The sequence below is a fragment of the Peribacillus sp. N1 genome (genome assembly GCF_054600815.1).
Map to the genome: position 1 here is coordinate 242,689 of NZ_BAAHZO010000003.1, position 19,519 is coordinate 262,207.

Consider the following 19,519-nt stretch of genomic DNA (forward strand, 5'->3'; position numbering starts at 1 on the left):
ATATTACGGAAATCGAGTGAATTCGCCAAAAATTTTAGGGCCCCTCTTAAAAATGACCAATAAAAAATCCCCCACTTTATTAAGTAGAAGATTGGTAATGCCCTCGGCAGGAATCGAACCTGCATTTCAAGCTTCGGAGGCTTGCGTTCTATCCGTTGCACTACGAGGGCGTAATAGAAAATATTTTTTCAACAGACTTCATTATATGATAGATTCCCTTCCTTTGCAAGGGTTATCAGGTTTAAAACTTCGTCATTTGGGTATTATGGGTAATGTGGAAATTCATCCCTGTGCGGCATAATATATAAAGTAATCTATCGGAAAGGAGCCTTAGCCAGAAAATTGTCGAACAAATTATCCATTATAGGGTTTGTTTTGTTTGACCTAAATTGACCAAAAAGTGTATCATACATACATAAAGAATTTAAATGATTCTCTTAATCGAAGGAGGAAATGAACATGAATTTAATTCCTACAGTTATCGAACAAACAAGTCGTGGGGAGCGTGCCTACGATATTTACTCCCGTTTATTAAAAGACCGGATCATTATGCTAGGAAGTGCAATTGACGATAATGTTTCCAACTCCATTGTTGCTCAATTACTATTTTTAGAAGCGGAAAATCCTGAAAAAGATATCACTCTATACATCAACAGCCCTGGCGGAAGCATCACTTCCGGTATGGCCATTTACGATACTATGCAATATATCAAACCTAATGTATCCACAGTATGCATCGGTATGGCCGCTTCCATGGGTGCTTTCCTATTGGCCGCTGGTGAAAAAGGCAAACGTTATGCGTTGCCAAACAGTGAGGTCATGATTCACCAACCACTTGGAGGAGCTCAAGGACAAGCTACGGAGATTGAAATTGCTGCCCGCCGTATCCTTCACTTGAAAGATAAACTGAACCAAATCTTGGCAGAACGTACTGGTCAACCTATTGAAGTCCTTCAAAGAGATACGGAACGTGATAACTTCATGACTTCCGAAAGAGCTCTTGAATATGGCTTGATCGACAAAGTCATCACTCGCAGCATCCTTGATGATAAAAAAGACTCTAAATAATCATGCAACAACCGGCTCCGGAGAACGCCTTTAGCGACTTCCGGAGCTTTTTTGCATAATGAAAAAAAAGGATGCTCTTTTAAGCATCCTTTTCTTTTAACCCTCTTGCTGAACAAACTCTTCCAATGCCTCTAACGCTTCTTTTTCATCGCGTCCTTCGACGATTAACTTCACGGTCACGCCAGAACTGATGGCAAGGCTCATTAACCCCATTATACTTTTTGCGTTCACTTTCTTTCCTTCTTTTTCAAGAAAAACATCTGAATGAAAGCGGTTAGCTTCTTGTACAAAAAGAGCTGCCGGCCGCGCCTGCAAACCCGTTTTCAATTTTACCTCAACTTGTTTTTCCACCATCTTGATCTCCCCTGTTAGCTTTATTTTTTCGCAGCAATAGCCTCTCCCCCACGGAGCCTGTCAGCTATTTCATCAATCTTACGTAATCGGTGATTAATCCCGGATTTACTGATTGTTCCCCCAGAAACCATTTCCCCAAGTTCCTTTAAGGTTATATCCTGAAACGCAATCCTAAGCTCCGCAATTTCCCGAAGCTTATCCGGTAAAATGCCTAATCCCACCGTATCCTCGATATAATGGATATTTTCAACCTGGCGTAATGAGGCCCCAATCGTTTTGTTCAAATTGGCTGTTTCACAATTCACAAGCCGATTCACTGAATTACGCATATCACGGACGATCCTTACATCTTCGAACCTTAATAAAGCTGAATGGGCGCCAACTATACTTAAAAACTCGGCAATCTTTTCGGCTTCTTTCAAATAAATGATATACCCTTTCTTGCGTTCAAGAGTTTTGGCCTTCAAGCCAAACTTATTCATTAGCTCACAAAGGGCATCATTGTGCTCTTTATAAAGTGAGAAAATTTCAAGGTGATAGGAAGACGTTTCCGGATTATTCACCGAACCTCCCGCAAGAAATGCACCTCTTAGGTAAGAACGCTTACAGCATTTCTTCCCAACAATAGTATCGGATATAGCATGGAGAATTTCAAAGCCATCGCCTAAAATTTCCAAATCGGTTAAAACCCGCTGCCCTCCAGATGACATCCTGACAATATATACATTATTCTTTTTAAGCTTCATCTTTTTACGGACCAACAGCTCGACCTGAACCTCATAACTTTTTTTCAGCAGCGTATAAATCCTTCTGGCAATCGCAGCATTCTCAGTTTGAATATCCACAACAAGCTTCCGATTAGAAAATGAAAGGGATCCGTTCATCCGGATAAGCGCACACAATTCCGCTTTACCGCAGCAATCCTTTCCCTCTAATGTAGTAAGCTCTTTTTTCGTTTCTGAAGCAAAAGACATCCATTTCACCCCCAATCGAACGCAGGTAATCTATTTTTATCAATCAAAAAACCGTCCCCGCTTATATCTACGGTGCAATGTGGCTTTTTGTTTCATTTACAAGCATATTATAGAGCAAATCCGCCACTTTTTTCGTGTCATGGCGTATTACATTCCCTTCATAGCTGAAAATGCGTTCTTGTATGATTTCAAGCCCCATCATTTTTAAGCTTTCCACATCATACATGACCGGTTTAGCATATTCAGCTTGATAGCGTTGCTGAATTTCGGTTGGTATTTCCTCATTATTAACAAGTATCCTGTCAATATATGCATTTCCCATATGGTCATATATCGCTTTTATATGATCGCTCGCGCTATAATCCAGCGTCTCTCCGGCTTGTGTCATCAAATTGCAAATGTACACCTTCTTCGCCTTCGAACGGGCAACCTCTTCTCCTAAACCAGGAACAAGTAAGTTAGGCAGAATGCTAGTATATAGACTCCCTGGACCTATGACAATAAGATCTGCCTGTTTGATTTCCTGGAGAGTTTCACTGAGCGGCTTTATATGATGAGGAGACAGAAATACTTTTTTTATTTTCTTTCCTGAGAAGGGGATCTTGGATTCGCCTGTAACAATCGTTCCGTCCTCCATCTCCGCATGGAGAACCACACTTTGGTTGGCCGCCGGAAGCACTTTACCGCGGACATTAAGAAATTTACTCATTTCCTGGATCGCATGGACGAAATCCCCGGTCAGCGAGGTCATTGCCGCCAGTATCAAATTCCCCAGCGAATGCCCGGACAACTCATTTTTACTCTGAAAGCGATGTTGAAACATTTGTTCAACAAGGGGCTCTACATCCGATAACGCAGCCAGCACGTTACGAATGTCACCCGGAGCGGGAATATCCATATCCTCGCGAAGGCGGCCTGAACTTCCACCATCATCAGCTACCGTTACGATTGCCGTTATATCAACCGGATGCTTCTTTAACCCTCTCAACAAAACGGGAAGGCCGGTTCCCCCTCCAATGATCACAACCTTAGGTTGTTTCTTTTTATCTAACATCTGCTTTCCCCTTACTTTTTTCGATATCGCGATGTGATACTTGAACCCTGTAATCCTTCTTGAAGTGGTTTGAAATATACTCCGTCAATGCTACAGAACGGTGCTGACCGCCTGTACACCCTATCGCAACAACAAGCTGTGCTTTTCCTTCACGTTTATAATATGGAAGCATGAACGCAAGCAAATCGGTCACTTTTTCCAAGAATTTTTGCGTCTCACTCCATTTTAAAACGTAACTCGACACTTCCTGTTCCAAGCCAGTCCTTGGCCTCATATGGTCAATATAATATGGATTTGGCAGGAAGCGTACATCAAACACAAGGTCGGCATCTATGGGTAGACCATGCTTGAACCCGAACGACATGACATTGACTGTAAAACCGACACTTTTATCGGCAGAAAACTCCGATGCGATTTTCTCCCTCAATTCGCGCGGTTTCAGTTGGGAAGTATTAAAGATCAGCTGGGCCCTTCCCTTCAATTCGTCCAATAGTTCCCGCTCCATTTTAATGCCTTCCAATGGCCGGCCTAATGGAGCAAGCGGATGGGTCCTTCTCGTTTCCTTATATCTTCGGACCAAGGAATCGTCATCAGCTTCAAGAAAAAGGATTCTTGGTGATACTGCAGCTGAATCCGTTAAATTATCCAGTGCAAGAAATAAGGAATCAAAAAACTCCCTACCCCTCAAATCCATGACAAGAGCCACTTTATTCATCTTATTCCCTGAGTCCTTCATTAACTCCAAAAACTTTGGCAATAGCGTGGGCGGCAAATTATCGACGCAAAAAAAGCCGAGGTCTTCAAAACTTTGAACCGCCACTGTCTTACCCGCTCCGGACATTCCGGTAATGATGACCAATTGCGTTTCACTGATCTGCCCTGTACTCATAGTTTCTCCGCCCCCATGTATAGCAATCTTTTTTATATGTGAAAATTAACCTGGATCCAATCGGTAAGAAAGTAGTTTAAACTCAGGTGTATAGGTAAAGGTTCCATAAATGATCCCAGTTCCATGAACCATATAGTCCAGGATGTGAAAATCACCTTCAGCCATCATCAGCTTTTTAACATCTTCGACCGGATGCCAGCTAAGTTCCCCTTCTTCACAAACATCAACATTTACACCATCGGAATCCGTTGCAAAGAAAGTGAACATCATCCATTCCGACAATACCTTATCTCCGTCCTTCATAATGAAGGTGAAAATACCTTTGATGGAAGGGTTTTTTAAATAAACGCCCGTTTCTTCACGATATTCCCTAATACAAGCATCGCGTACAGATTCCCCAGGCTCCATCTTTCCGCCTGGAGCTACCCACCATCCGCGTCTAGGCTTTTTCAATAAGAGGATTTGATTATCCTTGATCAATACACAGTTTGTGACACGTTGCACGTTCTTCACCTCAATTGGCTCTGCTCGACTATAGAAACCTTCACCCCCGTGTTGAAGAGATTCAGTTTATATCCTTAAACCGCCGCTAGATATCCATTTGGCGATTTACAAATGCTAATAGTTCAAACAAGTTGTATTTTTCATCTTCTTACCTTTATGAAAGATATATATATGTTTAGTATATCTTAACATTATACTATTTTTGAAATGAGCTAACAATAAAGTAAACTTCCTGCATTGGGGGAATATTCATTCCCAAGGAATCACGTAGATAAGCCTTTATCCTGCTTAACTCCTATTCTTCTCCACTTTCGCTGCCTAAATGCAAAGGGCGGACTTACTTCTCATTAAAAATCATTTGGCACATCCTAAAAATTGGAACTAAAGATTTAGTCTTAAAGCAGGAAACAAAAAAAAAGGACACAGAAACTTAATCTGTGTCCTTAAACGTTTATAATTAAAGGGGGTCAACTTCTATCCATACTATACCCAATCATTATTTCACGCGTGTTACAACATCGTTAAAACGGAATTACGATTGTATATTCTAGTGAAATCAAGCCTTAGGCTGCAATTTTTCTTGAAGTTCCTCAACAAAATGCTGAGCGGATTGAGCGGCAATGCTTCCATCGCCTGTAGCTGTAACGATTTGGCGCAATGTTTTTTCACGAACATCACCAGCAGCAAAAATACCAGGGACGCGTGTTTCCATCCGGTCATTCGTTTCAATATAGCCTGTGGAATTCAAAATGCCCAAGTTCTCAAATGGTTTAGTTAGCGGAAGCATTCCGATATAAATGAATACACCGTCTGCGTCCATCACTGTCTCTTCCCCGTTTTCAGTGGAAACTAGTGTGACACCGCCGACTTTGCCGCCTTTTTCATTGATTTCCTTCAAAGTGTGATTCCAGATGAAGTTTATTTTCTCATTGGCAAATGCACGATCTTGAAGAATCTTTTGAGCACGAAGTTCTTCACGTCTGTGAACGATCGTCACTTTTGAAGCAAAGCGGGTTAAGTACACACCCTCTTCAACAGCAGAGTCTCCGCCGCCGATAACGAATAGTTCCTTTTGCTTGAAGAATGCACCATCACAAACTGCACAATACGATACACCGCGGCCGCCCAATTCTTTTTCGCCGGGAACACCGATTTTCTTATATTCGGCACCAGATGAAATGATGATTGAACGTGCCTTGAATTCCTTGGAACCGGCTTTGATCGTTTTATACTCTTCACCGTCGATGATTTCCTTAACATCCCCATAGGCATACTCCGCACCAAATTTCTTTGCATGGTCAAACATTTTCGTTGAAAGTTCAGGTCCGAGTATAGTGTCGAATCCAGGATAATTTTCAACTTCCTCTGTATTGGCCATTTGCCCGCCCGGTACTCCGCGTTCTAACATCAATGTTGAAAGGTTCGCACGTGATGTATAGACAGCCGCCGTCATCCCTGCAGGACCAGCTCCAATAATAACAACGTCATAAATTTTTTCAGACATGTTTTCACTCCTCCATATTCCATTACAAATGGAACCTTCACTACGGTTAGTGTTCCCTACCTATTATCCTATATAACAAATAATTTTTCGTCCAAATATCTGCTCATCCAAGCAGGGTTTGAACCAACTTTACGTACTTTGATAAGGTGGACACGGATATGAAATGTTTGTCTGCGATTGCCTGTTTGCTCGCCTTCTCATTTTTAAGCTGATTCCACACGTACTCCACCGCTGATGCCCATCCTGCTGGATTATTTAGCTTTTGCTCTGATTTCACCGCTTCGATGAAGACGGAAAACCACATTAAATACAGCCCGGCTTCATTTAATTGTATCGGTTGGAAATGCTGATATAATAACTCAGCTGTGCGATCGGCAAAATCAATCGGTGTTAATTGACGATCTTTAGCAGGAGCTTGAACAAGTTCAGCATAATCACGTTCCAAATCAGTGAAATTCTGATTAAGGTTGAGGACCTGGTTTTTCAATAGCTTCTGTTTATGAACCGAATGTTTCAGAAGGAAAATGGCAAACAGCCTTTCTTCAATGAATTCACTTTCCAGCCTTTTTATAATAGAAGGAAAATGATGTTCAAAACCATCTGAAGTTGCATTCATATCTCCCCAAGGCTCCATGCCTTCCTTTTCCGGGTTCATTTCCACGACCTTTTTCCATGCCTTTTTGGCAGCCTGATCATGGCCTAGGTGGTAAGCGGAAATGGTTAACCAATAGTAGAAGGTTCCATCTCCCTCGAACCCTTGCCTTTGCAGTACTTTCAACCATTTATATGCAGAAGCATAGTTTCCTATCAAAGCGAAGGTCGCTCCAAGCTTGAAACGATGTTCGGATAGCATCGGCCTAATTTTCTCCAGCATGTGTATGAGCTCTTCAACCTTCTCTTCATCTTGTTGATAATGATGAAAAACAACAAGGTTACAAAGCGCATGCAGGTTTCCTGGACTTTTTTCAAGTACCTCATCAAGTGTTGCAAAGGCGTCATTTACTTGACCAAGATAGAAATAGGCAAGTGCCAGGTTATTATAAGCGGACCAGTAATCCTCGTACTCGGCAATCGTCTCTTTCAATACTTCGATTGCCTTTGGAAAATTGCCTGATTCAAGGTACTCACGGGCTTGTTCCTGTTTGGTAATGAGCCCATCATGCTTAAAGGGATTTTCTTCTGACTCATCCGACTCAAAAGTTATCAGTTCAAGCAGGTCCTCTGCGTCATCGCTGAACTCCCCGTCTTCTTCTTTATCAAGATAAGCACTGGCGTGACGATAAGCCTCCTTGAACATGCCTAAGTGGGCATAATTATTCGCCAGGAAGTAATGACATTCCGACATATAGGGATCCATCACATCCAAGATGTTTTCCAAGAGGTTGTTTGAATAATTATATTCTCCGATTTCCGAGCAAGTGATTGCCAATTGACAGGCTATCATCGGTTCAGCGGGTTCAAGTTCCAGCGCACGTTCCAGGTATTTTTTTGATTTAGGTAGTTCTCGTCTATGATAAGCTTTTAAACCCTTGGTGAAATAATACTCACCTGTTGGGTGAAAAGTTAGAATTTTTGCCTGTTGGCCAAATTTAGAGTCTTTACTCATGTAATCCTCCATCTTCAAGTTGATTAACCATAGTATTATAACATATTGGAGTAAATTTGCCGAACAATTCAAGAAAATGGAAAAAGGGAATCACCATGCTTTCTTCAAGAAAAAATTGAGGTATATTCCTAGTCAAATGGGGAGCCAGGATTGATCTCGTTGTCGTAAATACACACAAAAGGGGTTGGGAAATATCTCTTTCATGTTCCCGAACAAAGCAACACCTTGAAATCTCAGATATGGTTTCTACCAAAAGTTTGTAGCAAAAGTTGATTGGGGCGGTTGTGCGAGACTCCGGCGGGAAAAGCGGGTGCCTGGATCGATAATCAACGTCCAAATTGTACAAGCCATAAAAAAACTGAAGAGAAACTTGACTTTCATCGAGTTTGTCTTCAGTCTGAGCCCTCCTTGACGGAGGGCACTCACCATTCATTCAGTTTCTTTCGGTTCATCCTTATCGGCATGTCTAGCCTTCAATACATCAAGCACTGCTTGGAAAGGCAACTCCTGCTCCTGAAGAAGAACGAATAAGTGATAGAGGAGATCGGCACTTTCCATCGAAAGTTCCTCTGCATCGCGGTTCTTAGCAGCAATGATCACTTCTGCCGCTTCTTCACCGACTTTTTTCAGGATCTTATCAACGCCCTTTTCGAATAGATAGGTAGTATATGAACCCTCAGGCATTTCCGATTTTCTTCTTTCAATCAATTTTTCCAATTCCGTCAAGAAAGTCACATTCGCCTTCACGTCTTGTCCGGCTTCACCGTTTTGATAAATCGTTTCGCTAAAACAGCTTGTTGCCCCTGTATGGCACGCAGGTCCTGCAGGAACGACCCGAACGACCAATGCATCTTGATCGCAGTCATACTTCATTTCGATGATTTTCTGGGTATTACCGCTGGTTGCTCCTTTATGCCATAATTCATTGCGCGAACGGCTGAAGAAAACCGTTTCACCTTTTTCAATCGACAATTGCAGTGATTCTTGATTCATATAAGCAAGTGTCAGCACTTCGCCGGTTCCTGCATCTTGAATAATTGCCGGTATCAGGCCTTTTTCGTCGTATTTAATAGTTTCAAGATTCATCGTACAACCACTCCTTGTTGTTTGAGAAACGCTTTTACTTCTTTGACGGATGTTTCTTTATAATGAAAAATCGATGCGGCTAATGCTGCGTCGGCTTTACCTTCTTGGAAGGCTTCCTGGAAATGCCCAGCGTTGCCCGCCCCGCCTGAGGCGATGACCGGCACCGAAACGGCTTCAGATACCGCTTTTGTCAAAGCGATATTAAACCCTTGTTTCTCGCCGTCACAATCCATGCTTGTCAATAGTATTTCACCTGCACCTCGGGACACAGCTTCCTTCGCCCAATCGATCACTTCCCATTCAGTCGGTTTCCGGCCGCCGTGGGTATATACGCGCCATGAGCCAAGCCCTTCTTCATATCGGGCGTCTATGGCGACCACGATACATTGGGAACCAAAGTAATCAGCACCTTCATTAATTAAATCAGGGCGCAGAATGGCTGCTGTATTTAAGGAAACCTTATCGGCTCCAGCTCGTAAGATCTTCTTCATATCCGCCAATGAATTAATGCCGCCGCCCACCGTGAACGGGATTGCCAGACTGCCCGCTACCGCTTGAACGACGTCGACAATCGTTTCCCTGCCTTCATGTGATGCGGAAATATCCAGGAAGACAAGCTCATCGGCACCTTCTTGGTCGTAAAAGGCTGCAAGTTCGACCGGGTCTCCTGCATCCCTAAGGGAAACAAATTGTATCCCTTTGACTACCCGCCCATCCTTTACATCGAGACATGGAATAATTCGTTTAGTGAGCATTTAACCACGCACCTTTTCTAGTGCTTCTTCTACAGTAAAGCGATTGGTATAAAGCGCCTTGCCAATGATTGCCCCTGCAATGCCTTGGGCTTCATACTCTTTGAGGGTGATAAGGTCTTCAAGTGAACTAATGCCGCCCGAAGCGATAACGTTTTTACCGGTTGCCTCCGCCATGGCCAATATACCTTTCACATTCGGACCTGAAAGCATCCCATCCGTCGCGATATCAGTCACGATAAATGTCTCTGCACCAGCATCGGCCAGTAATTTACCAAGATCTATCGCAAGGGTCCCAGACGTTTGAAGCCAACCATGAGTGGCAACCCTGCCATCCTTCGCATCGATCCCGATTGCGATATGGCTTCCATATTTCCTAATCATATCTTTAGTGAAATCAGGGTCTGAAACGGCCGTGCTGCCAAGAATGACACGTTCCACACCATTATCCAGGTAATGGGCTATATCATGTTCCGTACGGATGCCGCCGCCGATTTGAATGCGGGCCCCTAACTCACTTGCAGCTTTGATTACGTATGAATCATTGATGCGCACTCCCTCTTTAGCTCCGTCAAGGTCGACCATATGTATCCAATCGGCTCCTTGGTCCGCAAAGCTTTTTGCCATATCAAAGGGGGAATCGCCATAAACGGTTTCCTGATTGTAATCTCCCTGGATTAAGCGGACGCATTTGCCTCCACGCATATCAATCGCCGGGTAAATAGTAAAGTTGCTCATGCTTCTTCCTTCCCTTCTACTAATGACAGATAATTTTTTAACAGTGACATGCCCATCTTCCCGCTTTTTTCCGGATGGAACTGCATGCCGAACACATTCCCTTTACCGACGATCGCAGGCACTTCCACATCATACCTTGCCGAAGCAGTGACGAATGATTCATCGGTATCGACGTAGTAGGAATGGACGAAATAAACATGCTCCTCTTCCAGCCCCTCATTCACTGGTGAAGCGTGTTTGAATTCAAGACGATTCCAGCCCATGTGCGGCACTTTATAAACCTGGTCATTCGCATCCACTCCCTTAAAACGAACGACTTTTCCCGGGATGAGGGATAATCCTTTAGCCGGTCCATTTTCCTCACTTTCATCAAAGAGAAGCTGCATACCAAGGCAGATCCCTAATAGATAACCTCCATCGGCTACATATTCCCGCAGGAATTCATCCAGCTTTTGTTTTTCCAAGAGGCTCATTGCATCCCTGAAAGATCCAACGCCGGGAAGTATGATTCCTTTCGACTTTGAAAGTTCTTTTGGGTCATCGGAAATGAATGAATCGGCACCAAGGCGTTCAAGCCCTTTACTTACAGAAAATAAATTCCCCATGCCATAATCGACGATTCCGATCATTTTTACAACATTCCTTTCGTCGAAGGGATGCCTTTGACACGTGGATCGATAGTCGTAGCTTCATCCAATGCACGTCCCAGCGCTTTGAATATTGCTTCGATCATATGATGTGTGTTGTGACCGTAATGAACGACTACATGCAGGTTCATCCTGGCTTCAAGAGCGAATTTCCAAAGAAACTCGTGCACGAGTTCAGTATCGAAAGTACCCACCTTTTGCGAAGGAAACTCAGCCCGGAACTCTAGGTGCGGACGATTGCTTAAATCGATGACAACCTGGGCGAGTGCTTCATCCATGGGTACGAAAGCATTTCCGTAACGCTTTATCCCGCGCTTGTCCCCAAGGGCCTCCAATAACGTCTGACCTAAGCAAATGCCAATATCTTCAGTTGTATGGTGATCATCGACATCTGTATCTCCGTTTGCATCTACGGTCAAATCAAACTTCCCGTGTTTCGTGAACAAATCAAGCATATGCGTCATAAACGGAACGCCCGTCTTAATGGAGGAATTACCTTCCCCATCCACACCAAACTTCAAACTTATTTCCGTTTCATTCGTCTTTCGCTCCACACTAGCAAAACGTTCCATTACAACTCCTCCTCAACGGGGTAAGACCCCTTTTCCCAAGATGTAAAAGCATGTCAAAAGTCTTTATATCAATGATTTCGCGTATTTTAATATTTCAGGACTATTTACCGGATTCATTCACACCACGTGATTCAATGGCACGGGCGTGAGCCTCAAGTCCTTCCATTCGGGCAAATGCTGCGATTTTTTCTGCATTTTTGCGGAAGGCCGTTTCACTATACATGATGATGCTTGATTTCTTTTGGAAATCATCCACATTAAGCGGACTGGAAAAACGGGCGGTTCCATTGGTAGGCAGCACATGATTGGGACCTGCAAAGTAATCACCGACGGGCTCCGAACTAAATCGGCCAATGAAGATTGCTCCGGCATGACGGATTTTAGACATGATTTCAAGTGCATCATGGGCCACAATTTCCAAATGTTCCGGTGCAAGTTCATTAATCGCTTCAACAGCTTCCGCCATATTCCCGCATACAACGATTCTTCCATAATCCCTTATTGATGCTGCAGCAATATCATGGCGTGGAAGTAACGCCACCTGCTTGGTCACTTCTGCGGCCACTTCTTCTGCAAGAGTCGTTGACGTCGTCACCAAAACACTGCAAGCACGGGCATCATGCTCCGCCTGTGACAGCAAGTCTGCCGCAACTTCTGCAGCGATGGCGGTTTCGTCCGCCAATATCGCTATTTCACTTGGACCTGCTATCATATCAATGGCGACATCTCCAAATACTTCCCGCTTCGCTAACGCCACATATATATTTCCCGGACCCACTATTTTATCCACTTTCTTAATCGTTTCCGTCCCATAAGCGAGAGCAGCTATTGCCTGTGCCCCTCCAACTTTATAGATTTCCTTCACCCCGGCAATTTTGGCAGCTGCCAAAACCGCTGGCGATAATTTTCCATCCTTCCCTGGCGGAGACACCATAACGATCCTTTCCACCCCCGCGGCCTTCGCAGGCAACGCATTCATCAGTACTGACGAAGGATAGGCTGCTGTGCCTCCAGGTACATAAACACCTACAGCATCAAGAGGTGTCAATTTTTGTCCTAGCATCGTTCCCGTATCATCAGTCGTAAACCATGAATTTCGAATTTGTTTCTCGTGAAACATTCGGATATTATTCGCGGCTTCTTGTATAATATCAAGCTGCTCAGCAGTTAAAGATGCTGTCGCTTCTTCCATTTCCTGTTCCGATACAAGTAATTCCCCTGCACTGACACCATCGAAACGTTCGGTATAGGTATGTAAAGCGGCGTTTCCGCTTTTCCTGACATCATAAATAATATCCTGAACCGCTTTTCTTTGATCGGCAGTACCTGCATCAACCGAGCGTTTCAGTGAAATCCCTTCAGCAAACCGTTCTATTTTCATACCTTCACCTCATTAGCTATTCTTTACTATTCAATAATTTCTGCTAGCCGTTCCACGATTTCGGTAATCCTTGCTTCTTTAATTCGATAGCTGACAGGGTTTGCCACCAGCCTCGAAGTCACATTGGCAATTTTCGCATATTCCACAAGACCGTTTTCCTTCAATGTCCTCCCCGTAGAAACGATATCGACGATTCGTTCAGCCAAACCTATTAACGGTGCTAACTCAATAGACCCATTCAACTTTATAATCTCGACTTGCTCCCCCTGCTCGCGAAAATAACTGGAGGCAACATTCGGATATTTACTGGCAATTTTAGGGGCGATGTCACTTATCTTCGTACCAGGCAGTCCAGCTACAGCTAAATAGCAGGCACTGATTTTCAAATCTAGTAACTCATAGACATCACGTTCTTCCTCTAACATGACATCCTTTCCTGCAATTCCAATGTCAGCGACGCCGTGTTCCACATAGGTTACGACATCCATCGGTTTAGCTAAAATGAACCGCAGATTTTCCTCTTCCACTTCAAGGATCAATTTCCGGGAATCATCAAACTCGGGAGGGAGACGAAAACCGGCCCTTCTTAATAGCTCTGCCGCTTCTTCAAAGATTCTTCCTTTCGGCATGGCAATCGTTAAAAAGCTATTATTCATCTTTTCCATACCCCCCATTCCCTACGAATAAATGAACTTCAGAAAATGTCCGTGTAAAGGCATCGACATTTTGGACGACCGTAATATCCTGAATCGTTACCAATTTTCCTTCGGTGCGTTTAATTCTTGCAAATTCAATGGCTTCCAATCTTCGTTCGGGACTATATAAAATACATTCTGGCGCGACAGGCTGGATCGGCTCCCCAAGAGCTTCTGCAAGACGATCCACCCGGATTGCAAAACCTGTGGCCGAAGCATTCCAGCCGAACTTCTCAAGCAGATTATCATACCGGCCGCCATTGCCGATTGGCGAACCGACTTGTCCGGCATACACTTCAAATAAAGTTCCTGTGTAATAGCTCATATGACTGACCAATGTTAAGTCAAAGCTCACATATTGTTCAACGCCAAATTCTTTCAGCTGCGCAGACAATTCCTTCAGTTCAGCCAAAGAATCCTGCCCTTTATTATTTTCAACCAACCCCAGCGCCTTCATCAGGGTCCCTTCACTGCCCCTTAATGAGGTGAATTCGATAAGCCGTTGCTTATCAATGGATGAAAGCGGCAGTGATTTAACATGCTCGCGATAACCAACATAATTCTTTTCATACAAAAACTTCCTTAATATAGAGGCTCTTTCCTCCGTACCTAGAATGCTCAAGAAAAATTCTTGCAGAAATCCAATATGCCCAATGGAAATTTTAAATTCCTGAAGCCCGGCAGCCTTTAGAGCATCCGCAAGCAGGGCAATCATTTCAGCATCGGCACTTATAGACTTATTTCCAATGCACTCAATACCAATCTGTTCGAATTCTGCCGGCCTGCCTCCTTCACGCTGCTGTGCCCGGTATACATTCGCGGAATAGGCCAGGCGAAGCGGAATTTGCTGTTTTAACAGTTTGGATGCTGCCACCCGTGCAATGGGGGCTGTCATCTCGGGACGGAGTACGAGCGTATGCCCCTGGGAATCGAGAAGTTTAAACAACTGTTGATCCAATATTGCCGAAGCCTCGCCAATTGTTTCATAATATTCCAAAGCAGGCGTTTCAATAAATTGATAGCCCCACTTCTTGATTTCATCACTCATTTTATTTCTGGCCAACACCTTCGTTTCATACAGTACCGGCAATGTATCTCTCATGCCTAACGGTTTTTCAAACATAAATGGCTTTGTCACGACTGCACATCCTTTTGAATTGATTACTATCTATATCCAATCGGTCCGCCTGTAGGCACAAACCGATGCATCCATTCCTTATTTTGTTTATCTCTTTATCATTCCAAGGTTTCACGCTTAAATCCAAATTTCGGATAACATATAAAAATAGTATCAAATAAAATGACATAATCATATTAATACTCACAATAATCTATTAAATCACTTTAGTTCGCTAATATGGTAGCAGGTTGAAGTTACTAATAGTTTACTCTCGCTCCCATCTTACGTCAAGGAAAATATGCCTAATTCCATTACTTCAAACTACAGCTGTCTTTAATATTCTTCATGATCGGTTTAAGTCCAAACTCAGGGAGTTGCACCTTTTTACCTAGATGTTTCTCCCTATCTTTAGCCATTCATTGTTATTAATGTATATCTTTTGGTATAGCTGCTTTATAATATTTAGGAGTTTGGTAATATTATAAAATTTTAGGGGGAAATGGGAATGAAGAAATATTTTTCATTTTTTGTGGCTCTAATCGTTCTTTTTTCACTGGGTTCAAGCGGGACGATGGGTTTTGCCGCAACTAAGATCAACCAGGATGAGCTTAATGAATACCTTTCTGAAGTTAGAATGACACAAGAAGAATTGGAAGAGTATTTATCCTATTACGACTTAACATTGAATGAACTGAAATCGGTAGAAGAGTTGCGTGATACATTAGGACCGGCCGTCACTCCTGAGACCTTACAGAATCTACTTAAACAATATGAAATGACAGAAGCTGAACTAACGGAATTATTAATAGAATACGGTGAACTGGAAGAGGGAGATTCCATCATCGATACCTTCCATTTCATTTACGACATTGAGGATATCATCGATTTAGAAATGGATTATGATGAGGACGCGATGGATTATGATGAGGAAGAGATCATCGATTTAATGGATGGCCTCTTTACTGATATCGGTCTAAAAGACGAAGAGCTCGACAGATTCATGAATCATCTCTTGCCTATCATCGAAGACCCTTCTTTTGAAGCTCGTTTAATGGCGATCTCCGATAGAATGAATCAACTTGATAATTTCGAAACAATTGATGAATTGTCTGCAGAACAAGTGGCTGAATTGCTTTCTATTTATAATGATCTTCAAAGCTTGCTGCAAATTCAATTCAAATTCGCCTTAATTCAGGATGGTGTCACAACAAACCTATCCCTTGAGGCTTTATTCCAGCTTAAGGAAATAACGAATGCTAGTTTACTAGTTTCGATTTATGATTTAAACGGCAATTTTTTGCTCGATTTTATATTGACAGGTAAAATGATCGGTTCCGATTTAGTGAAAGAAACCGGTAATGACATTAAACAGTCCACCGAGGTCATTTCTAAAGTGGCTGAGGTACAAAAAGAAAAGAAGAAACCCGCAAAACCTGAACACAAAACGGAAAAAGGCGGAGTGCTTCCTAAAACGGCCGGTCATTACTTATTCGGTGCTTTAATCGGTTTAGTGTTGATGGGTATCGCTTTCGGATTAATTAGAAAAGCAAGACTCACTAATTAAGATGAGTAAAAATAGGCAATCCAGGCATAAGAAAAAATGGTTACTTGTCACTGCTGTTTGCTTTTTAACCTTAGGTTTTTATTTTACAACGACAAACGCCTATACACTGTTAAAAGGCTATGCCCTGTATAAATGGAATGAATCTGCCACAACGGAAGCTACAGCTAAGCTCCCCGAACCGAAGACGAAGGCAAATATTCCCGATGGGCTTGAACTATATGAAGAACGGCCGGAGACAGGAGATTTGATGGGTCAGCTTTATATTCCAACAATTGAGGCAACACTCCCAATTTATCACGGAACGGACGAAGATGAACTTGAAAAGGGCGTCGGTCATTATGCAGGCTCCGTCCTCCCAGGTGAAAAGGATAATTCCGTTTTATCCGGGCACCGAGATACAATTTTCAGAGATCTAGGTGAAGTCGGCGAAGGCGACTTGCTGATTGCCAAGACAGAAGCCGGTTCATTTACATATAAAGTGAGGAAGGTTCGTATCGTCGATGCAGATGACCGTACCGTGATCGTTCCCAAGCCTAAAGCCACACTTACAGTAACAACCTGCTATCCTTTTTCATATATTGGTAGTGCACCGGAACGGTACGTATTGGTTGCCGATTTATTGAAATCGGAAATAGTTAAATGAGATATGGGGCTGAAGTTGTTCAGCCCCCTCTTGATAAATAGATGATAGGAGGACAAGCTCAATATGGATAAACAGGCACAGGAAAGGTTTTTTCGAGTTTTAAAAGAAACGTATGAAGCTACGGTGAACCAGGAATATATATCAATCAACGAAGTCATGAAGCATCTAAAGAATGAACTGACTCCGTTATACCCAAAATGCCATTAAAAAGGACCTGCCGCATATATGGGCAAGTCCTTTTTTCACAAGGAAGTTTGCTGCTCCCTCTCAAGCATTTCTTCTTTGGTATATATGATTTTCATTGGATTTCCCCCGACGAAAGCTCCCTCTGGAACATCCTTATGGACAAGCGTACCTGCAGAGACAATCGCCCCATTTCCGATTGAAAGTCCTGGAAGAATGGTCGAATTGGCTCCAATCAATACTTCATCCCCAATGACTACATCTCCTAAACGATATTCCTGAATCAAATATTCATGTGCAAGAATCGTCGTATTATAGCCAATGACAGTATTTCTTCCAACTGATATTTTTTCCGGAAACATCACATCGGGCATGACCATCAAGGCAAACGAAGTATGCTTTCCGACTTTCATATGTAAAAAAGTCCTGTACAGCCAATTCTTCATGCCCAGAAAAGGCGTATAGCGCGCTAGCTGTATCACCACAAAATTCTTGACGACTTTCCAGAACGGAACGGTCTTATATACATGCCATAGTGAATTAGCCCCTTCAACTTGATAGCGGGACGTGCGTCTCATTTTCTAGCCTCCGTGAGCTTTTCAACCTCAACGATATTCAATAAATCCGCCATATGCTCAAGCATATAATCAGGGTGATAGCTTTCCAGGAATTCACGGCCTTTAATGGACCATGAGACCCCTGCCGTTTTTGTACCTGTGTTCTTCCCTCCCAGAATATCATGATAACTGTCCCCAATCATGATCGCCTCTTCAGGAACCGAACCGAGTTGATTTAAAGCTTTTACCAAAGGCTCTGGATCCGGCTTTGCTTTTTCCACCTCATCCAGTGTGACCACCACATCAAAGAATTGATCCAGTTTGCTTAAACGCAGGCCCTTTTCGACGACATCACGCTTCTTTGTCGTAACGACTGCCAATTTATAGCCGCTCTGCTTCAATGTTTGAACGGTTTCGAACACACCGTCAAATTGTGTGACAAGCAAATCATGGTTCCTCCAATTATGCTCCCGATAGTAAGCGATCATTTCATCCACTCGTTTTGGATCAATGGAAGAGAAAGTATCGACCAAAGTCGGTCCGATAAATGGAATGATATCTTCCCGATTGAACTTTCCAGGACAAAAGTGGTTTAACGTTTCTGTAAATGAGGCGATGATCAATTCATTTGTATTGATCAACGTCCCGTCAAGATCAAATAATAATGTATTTATGTTACTGTTCATATACAGCTTCCTTTCTCTGTACCCTGTCAGCCCGATTCCATATATACGCAACGGCCATCGTTAAAACAATGGCAGTGAGTATCCGAATAAGTAATAACGGCAAGACCGGAATCCCCAGCGGAATAAAAATCAATGTATCTTCTACAACAGCATGGCAGGCAACTAAAAAGATGAATGCAATCGTCATATCCTTCTTCGAAACATTATCCTCTTTAGCCGCTTGAATCATCACCCCTGCCCCATATGCCAAACCGAGAGTCAGGCCTGTAACGAAAGGCATGGAAGCATTCGGCTTCATCCCCAGGACCTTCATGAAGGGTGCAAGGGCTTTCGAGAAGGCTTCCAGCCACTTTAAATCTTTCATGATTTGAACAGCCACCATGAGCGGAATAACGATGACCGCCAGCTGGCCAATTCCTGAAAGGGCCTGGATGACCCCATGCAAAAGGATCGCTCCCGCTCCGTTAATCTCTGCAGCCTCCCCGATAGCCGTTCCCTGGGCCATTTCAGATCCGCCCTGCCAAACAAGATTGATGACGACCGCGGACAAAACCGCAAGCCCGATCCGTACTGTTAGGATGACCCACAGCTTGACACCGGTTTTCATCGCAACACCTGACTCAATCAATAAATTATGTGAAAAAGATAGCATCATAGCGATGATAAAAACTTCTTTCACAGTCAAATCAAGCGTTAATATGCCAGCAATCGCTGCGTATAAATTCAGGAAATTCCCTAATACAAGAGGAATTGCAGCATCCCCTGGAAGACCGATGAGATTCATCAAAGGCGCTATCAAGTTGATGATGAATGGCAATACAGGCGTATATTGAAGCACAGTGACGATCAGAGTAACCGGAAATATCACTTTCCCCAAAGACCAGGTTGTATTCAAGCCTGAAAGAAGTCCCTTTTTAACCGAATCTACTATCACTATGCCCT

22 protein-coding genes and 1 tRNA gene are annotated in these 19,519 nt (G+C 43.1%); 4 read left to right on the plus strand and 19 right to left on the minus strand.

Annotation, left to right across the window (positions count from 1 at the left end; genetic code table 11):
- Positions 1-98: 98 nt before the first annotated feature.
- Positions 99-170 (minus strand) — tRNA-Arg (locus tag ACYP5M_RS14120).
- A gap of 289 nt (positions 171-459) precedes the next feature.
- On the opposite strand from ACYP5M_RS14120, the gene clpP reads away from it, so the two are divergent.
- The gene (clpP, locus tag ACYP5M_RS14125; RefSeq protein WP_063233960.1) at positions 460-1,068 is read left to right on the plus strand and encodes an ATP-dependent Clp endopeptidase proteolytic subunit ClpP; all 609 of its coding nucleotides are present in this window, start codon (positions 460-462) and stop codon (positions 1,066-1,068) included.
- 96 nt (positions 1,069-1,164) lie between these two features.
- Here clpP and ACYP5M_RS14130 read toward each other — a convergent pair whose 3' ends face one another.
- From ACYP5M_RS14130 to ACYP5M_RS14200, 15 genes are all read right to left on the minus strand, one after another.
- On the minus strand, positions 1,165-1,422 hold the full coding sequence (locus ACYP5M_RS14130) for an HPr family phosphocarrier protein (RefSeq protein WP_101223717.1): 258 nt from the start codon (positions 1,420-1,422) through the stop codon (positions 1,165-1,167).
- Between the two features lie 20 nt (positions 1,423-1,442).
- Positions 1,443-2,396, minus strand: a complete 954-nt coding sequence (gene whiA / locus ACYP5M_RS14135; protein WP_101223718.1) for a DNA-binding protein WhiA — start codon at positions 2,394-2,396, stop codon at positions 1,443-1,445.
- A gap of 67 nt (positions 2,397-2,463) precedes the next feature.
- A complete protein-coding gene (locus ACYP5M_RS14140) occupies positions 2,464-3,450 on the minus strand; it encodes a gluconeogenesis factor YvcK family protein (protein WP_101223719.1) in 987 nt (328 codons plus the stop codon).
- The gene (rapZ, locus tag ACYP5M_RS14145) at positions 3,440-4,339 is read right to left on the minus strand and encodes an RNase adapter RapZ (protein ID WP_101223720.1); all 900 of its coding nucleotides are present in this window, start codon (positions 4,337-4,339) and stop codon (positions 3,440-3,442) included. Before rapZ ends, ACYP5M_RS14140 begins: the two co-directional genes overlap by 11 nt.
- 45 nt (positions 4,340-4,384) lie before the next feature.
- Positions 4,385-4,843 carry an NUDIX hydrolase gene (locus tag ACYP5M_RS14150; RefSeq protein ID WP_101223721.1) on the minus strand — a complete coding sequence of 153 codons (459 nt, stop codon included), beginning with the start codon at positions 4,841-4,843 and terminating at the stop codon, positions 4,385-4,387.
- Between the two features lie 556 nt (positions 4,844-5,399).
- Positions 5,400-6,347: a thioredoxin-disulfide reductase gene (gene trxB, locus ACYP5M_RS14155; RefSeq protein ID WP_434168083.1), complete on the minus strand. Its 948-nt coding sequence runs from the start codon at positions 6,345-6,347 to the stop codon at positions 5,400-5,402.
- A gap of 103 nt (positions 6,348-6,450) precedes the next feature.
- Positions 6,451-7,953, minus strand: a complete 1,503-nt coding sequence (locus ACYP5M_RS14160; protein WP_101223722.1) for a tetratricopeptide repeat protein — start codon at positions 7,951-7,953, stop codon at positions 6,451-6,453.
- Positions 7,954-8,382: 429 nt separating this feature from the next.
- Positions 8,383-9,039: a bifunctional phosphoribosyl-AMP cyclohydrolase/phosphoribosyl-ATP diphosphatase HisIE gene (gene hisIE, locus ACYP5M_RS14165; RefSeq protein WP_101223724.1), complete on the minus strand. Its 657-nt coding sequence runs from the start codon at positions 9,037-9,039 to the stop codon at positions 8,383-8,385.
- Entirely contained in the window at positions 9,036-9,794 is a 759-nt protein-coding gene (hisF, locus tag ACYP5M_RS14170) for an imidazole glycerol phosphate synthase subunit HisF (RefSeq protein WP_434168084.1), read from the minus strand. Before hisF ends, hisIE begins: the two co-directional genes overlap by 4 nt.
- A complete protein-coding gene (gene hisA, locus ACYP5M_RS14175; protein ID WP_101223726.1) occupies positions 9,795-10,529 on the minus strand; it encodes a 1-(5-phosphoribosyl)-5-[(5-phosphoribosylamino)methylideneamino]imidazole-4-carboxamide isomerase in 735 nt (244 codons plus the stop codon).
- On the minus strand, positions 10,526-11,158 hold the full coding sequence (gene hisH, locus ACYP5M_RS14180; RefSeq protein WP_137016666.1) for an imidazole glycerol phosphate synthase subunit HisH: 633 nt from the start codon (positions 11,156-11,158) through the stop codon (positions 10,526-10,528). The genes hisA and hisH overlap by 4 nt, the downstream gene beginning before the upstream one ends.
- Before the next feature lie 2 nt (positions 11,159-11,160).
- A complete protein-coding gene (gene hisB / locus ACYP5M_RS14185) occupies positions 11,161-11,748 on the minus strand; it encodes an imidazoleglycerol-phosphate dehydratase HisB (protein ID WP_063233950.1) in 588 nt (195 codons plus the stop codon).
- A 100-nt stretch (positions 11,749-11,848) separates the two neighbouring features.
- Entirely contained in the window at positions 11,849-13,129 is a 1,281-nt protein-coding gene (gene hisD / locus ACYP5M_RS14190; protein WP_260358751.1) for a histidinol dehydrogenase, read from the minus strand.
- Positions 13,130-13,155: 26 nt separating this feature from the next.
- Complete coding sequence (gene hisG / locus ACYP5M_RS14195) at positions 13,156-13,785, minus strand: ATP phosphoribosyltransferase (protein WP_034311625.1); 630 nt, start codon at positions 13,783-13,785, stop codon at positions 13,156-13,158.
- Positions 13,778-14,962, minus strand: a complete 1,185-nt coding sequence (locus ACYP5M_RS14200; protein WP_101223729.1) for an ATP phosphoribosyltransferase regulatory subunit — start codon at positions 14,960-14,962, stop codon at positions 13,778-13,780. Before ACYP5M_RS14200 ends, hisG begins: the two co-directional genes overlap by 8 nt.
- Before the next feature lie 487 nt (positions 14,963-15,449).
- Between ACYP5M_RS14200 and ACYP5M_RS14205 the strand changes: the two genes are divergently transcribed.
- From ACYP5M_RS14205 to ACYP5M_RS14215, 3 genes are all read left to right on the plus strand, one after another.
- Positions 15,450-16,508: a processed acidic surface protein gene (locus ACYP5M_RS14205; RefSeq protein ID WP_434168085.1), complete on the plus strand. Its 1,059-nt coding sequence runs from the start codon at positions 15,450-15,452 to the stop codon at positions 16,506-16,508.
- Between the two features lies 1 nt (position 16,509).
- Positions 16,510-17,151, plus strand: coding sequence for a class D sortase (locus tag ACYP5M_RS14210; protein WP_452444672.1), 642 nt, complete (start codon positions 16,510-16,512; stop codon positions 17,149-17,151).
- Positions 17,152-17,214: 63 nt separating this feature from the next.
- Positions 17,215-17,358, plus strand: coding sequence for a hypothetical protein (locus ACYP5M_RS14215; RefSeq protein ID WP_434168087.1), 144 nt, complete (start codon positions 17,215-17,217; stop codon positions 17,356-17,358).
- A gap of 35 nt (positions 17,359-17,393) precedes the next feature.
- Here the strand turns inward: ACYP5M_RS14215 and ACYP5M_RS14220 are convergent, their stop codons facing one another.
- Genes ACYP5M_RS14220 through ACYP5M_RS14230 form a run of 3 tightly spaced genes read right to left on the minus strand, consistent with a single transcriptional unit; the run spans position 17,394 to position 19,511 of the window.
- Entirely contained in the window at positions 17,394-17,912 is a 519-nt protein-coding gene (locus ACYP5M_RS14220) for an acyltransferase (protein WP_434168088.1), read from the minus strand.
- Positions 17,909-18,577, minus strand: coding sequence for a pyrophosphatase PpaX (gene ppaX / locus ACYP5M_RS14225; protein ID WP_434168089.1), 669 nt, complete (start codon positions 18,575-18,577; stop codon positions 17,909-17,911). The genes ACYP5M_RS14220 and ppaX overlap by 4 nt, the downstream gene beginning before the upstream one ends.
- Positions 18,567-19,511 carry a nucleoside recognition domain-containing protein gene (locus ACYP5M_RS14230; RefSeq protein ID WP_459735183.1) on the minus strand — a complete coding sequence of 315 codons (945 nt, stop codon included), beginning with the start codon at positions 19,509-19,511 and terminating at the stop codon, positions 18,567-18,569. Before ACYP5M_RS14230 ends, ppaX begins: the two co-directional genes overlap by 11 nt.
- Positions 19,512-19,519: the final 8 nt, after the last annotated feature.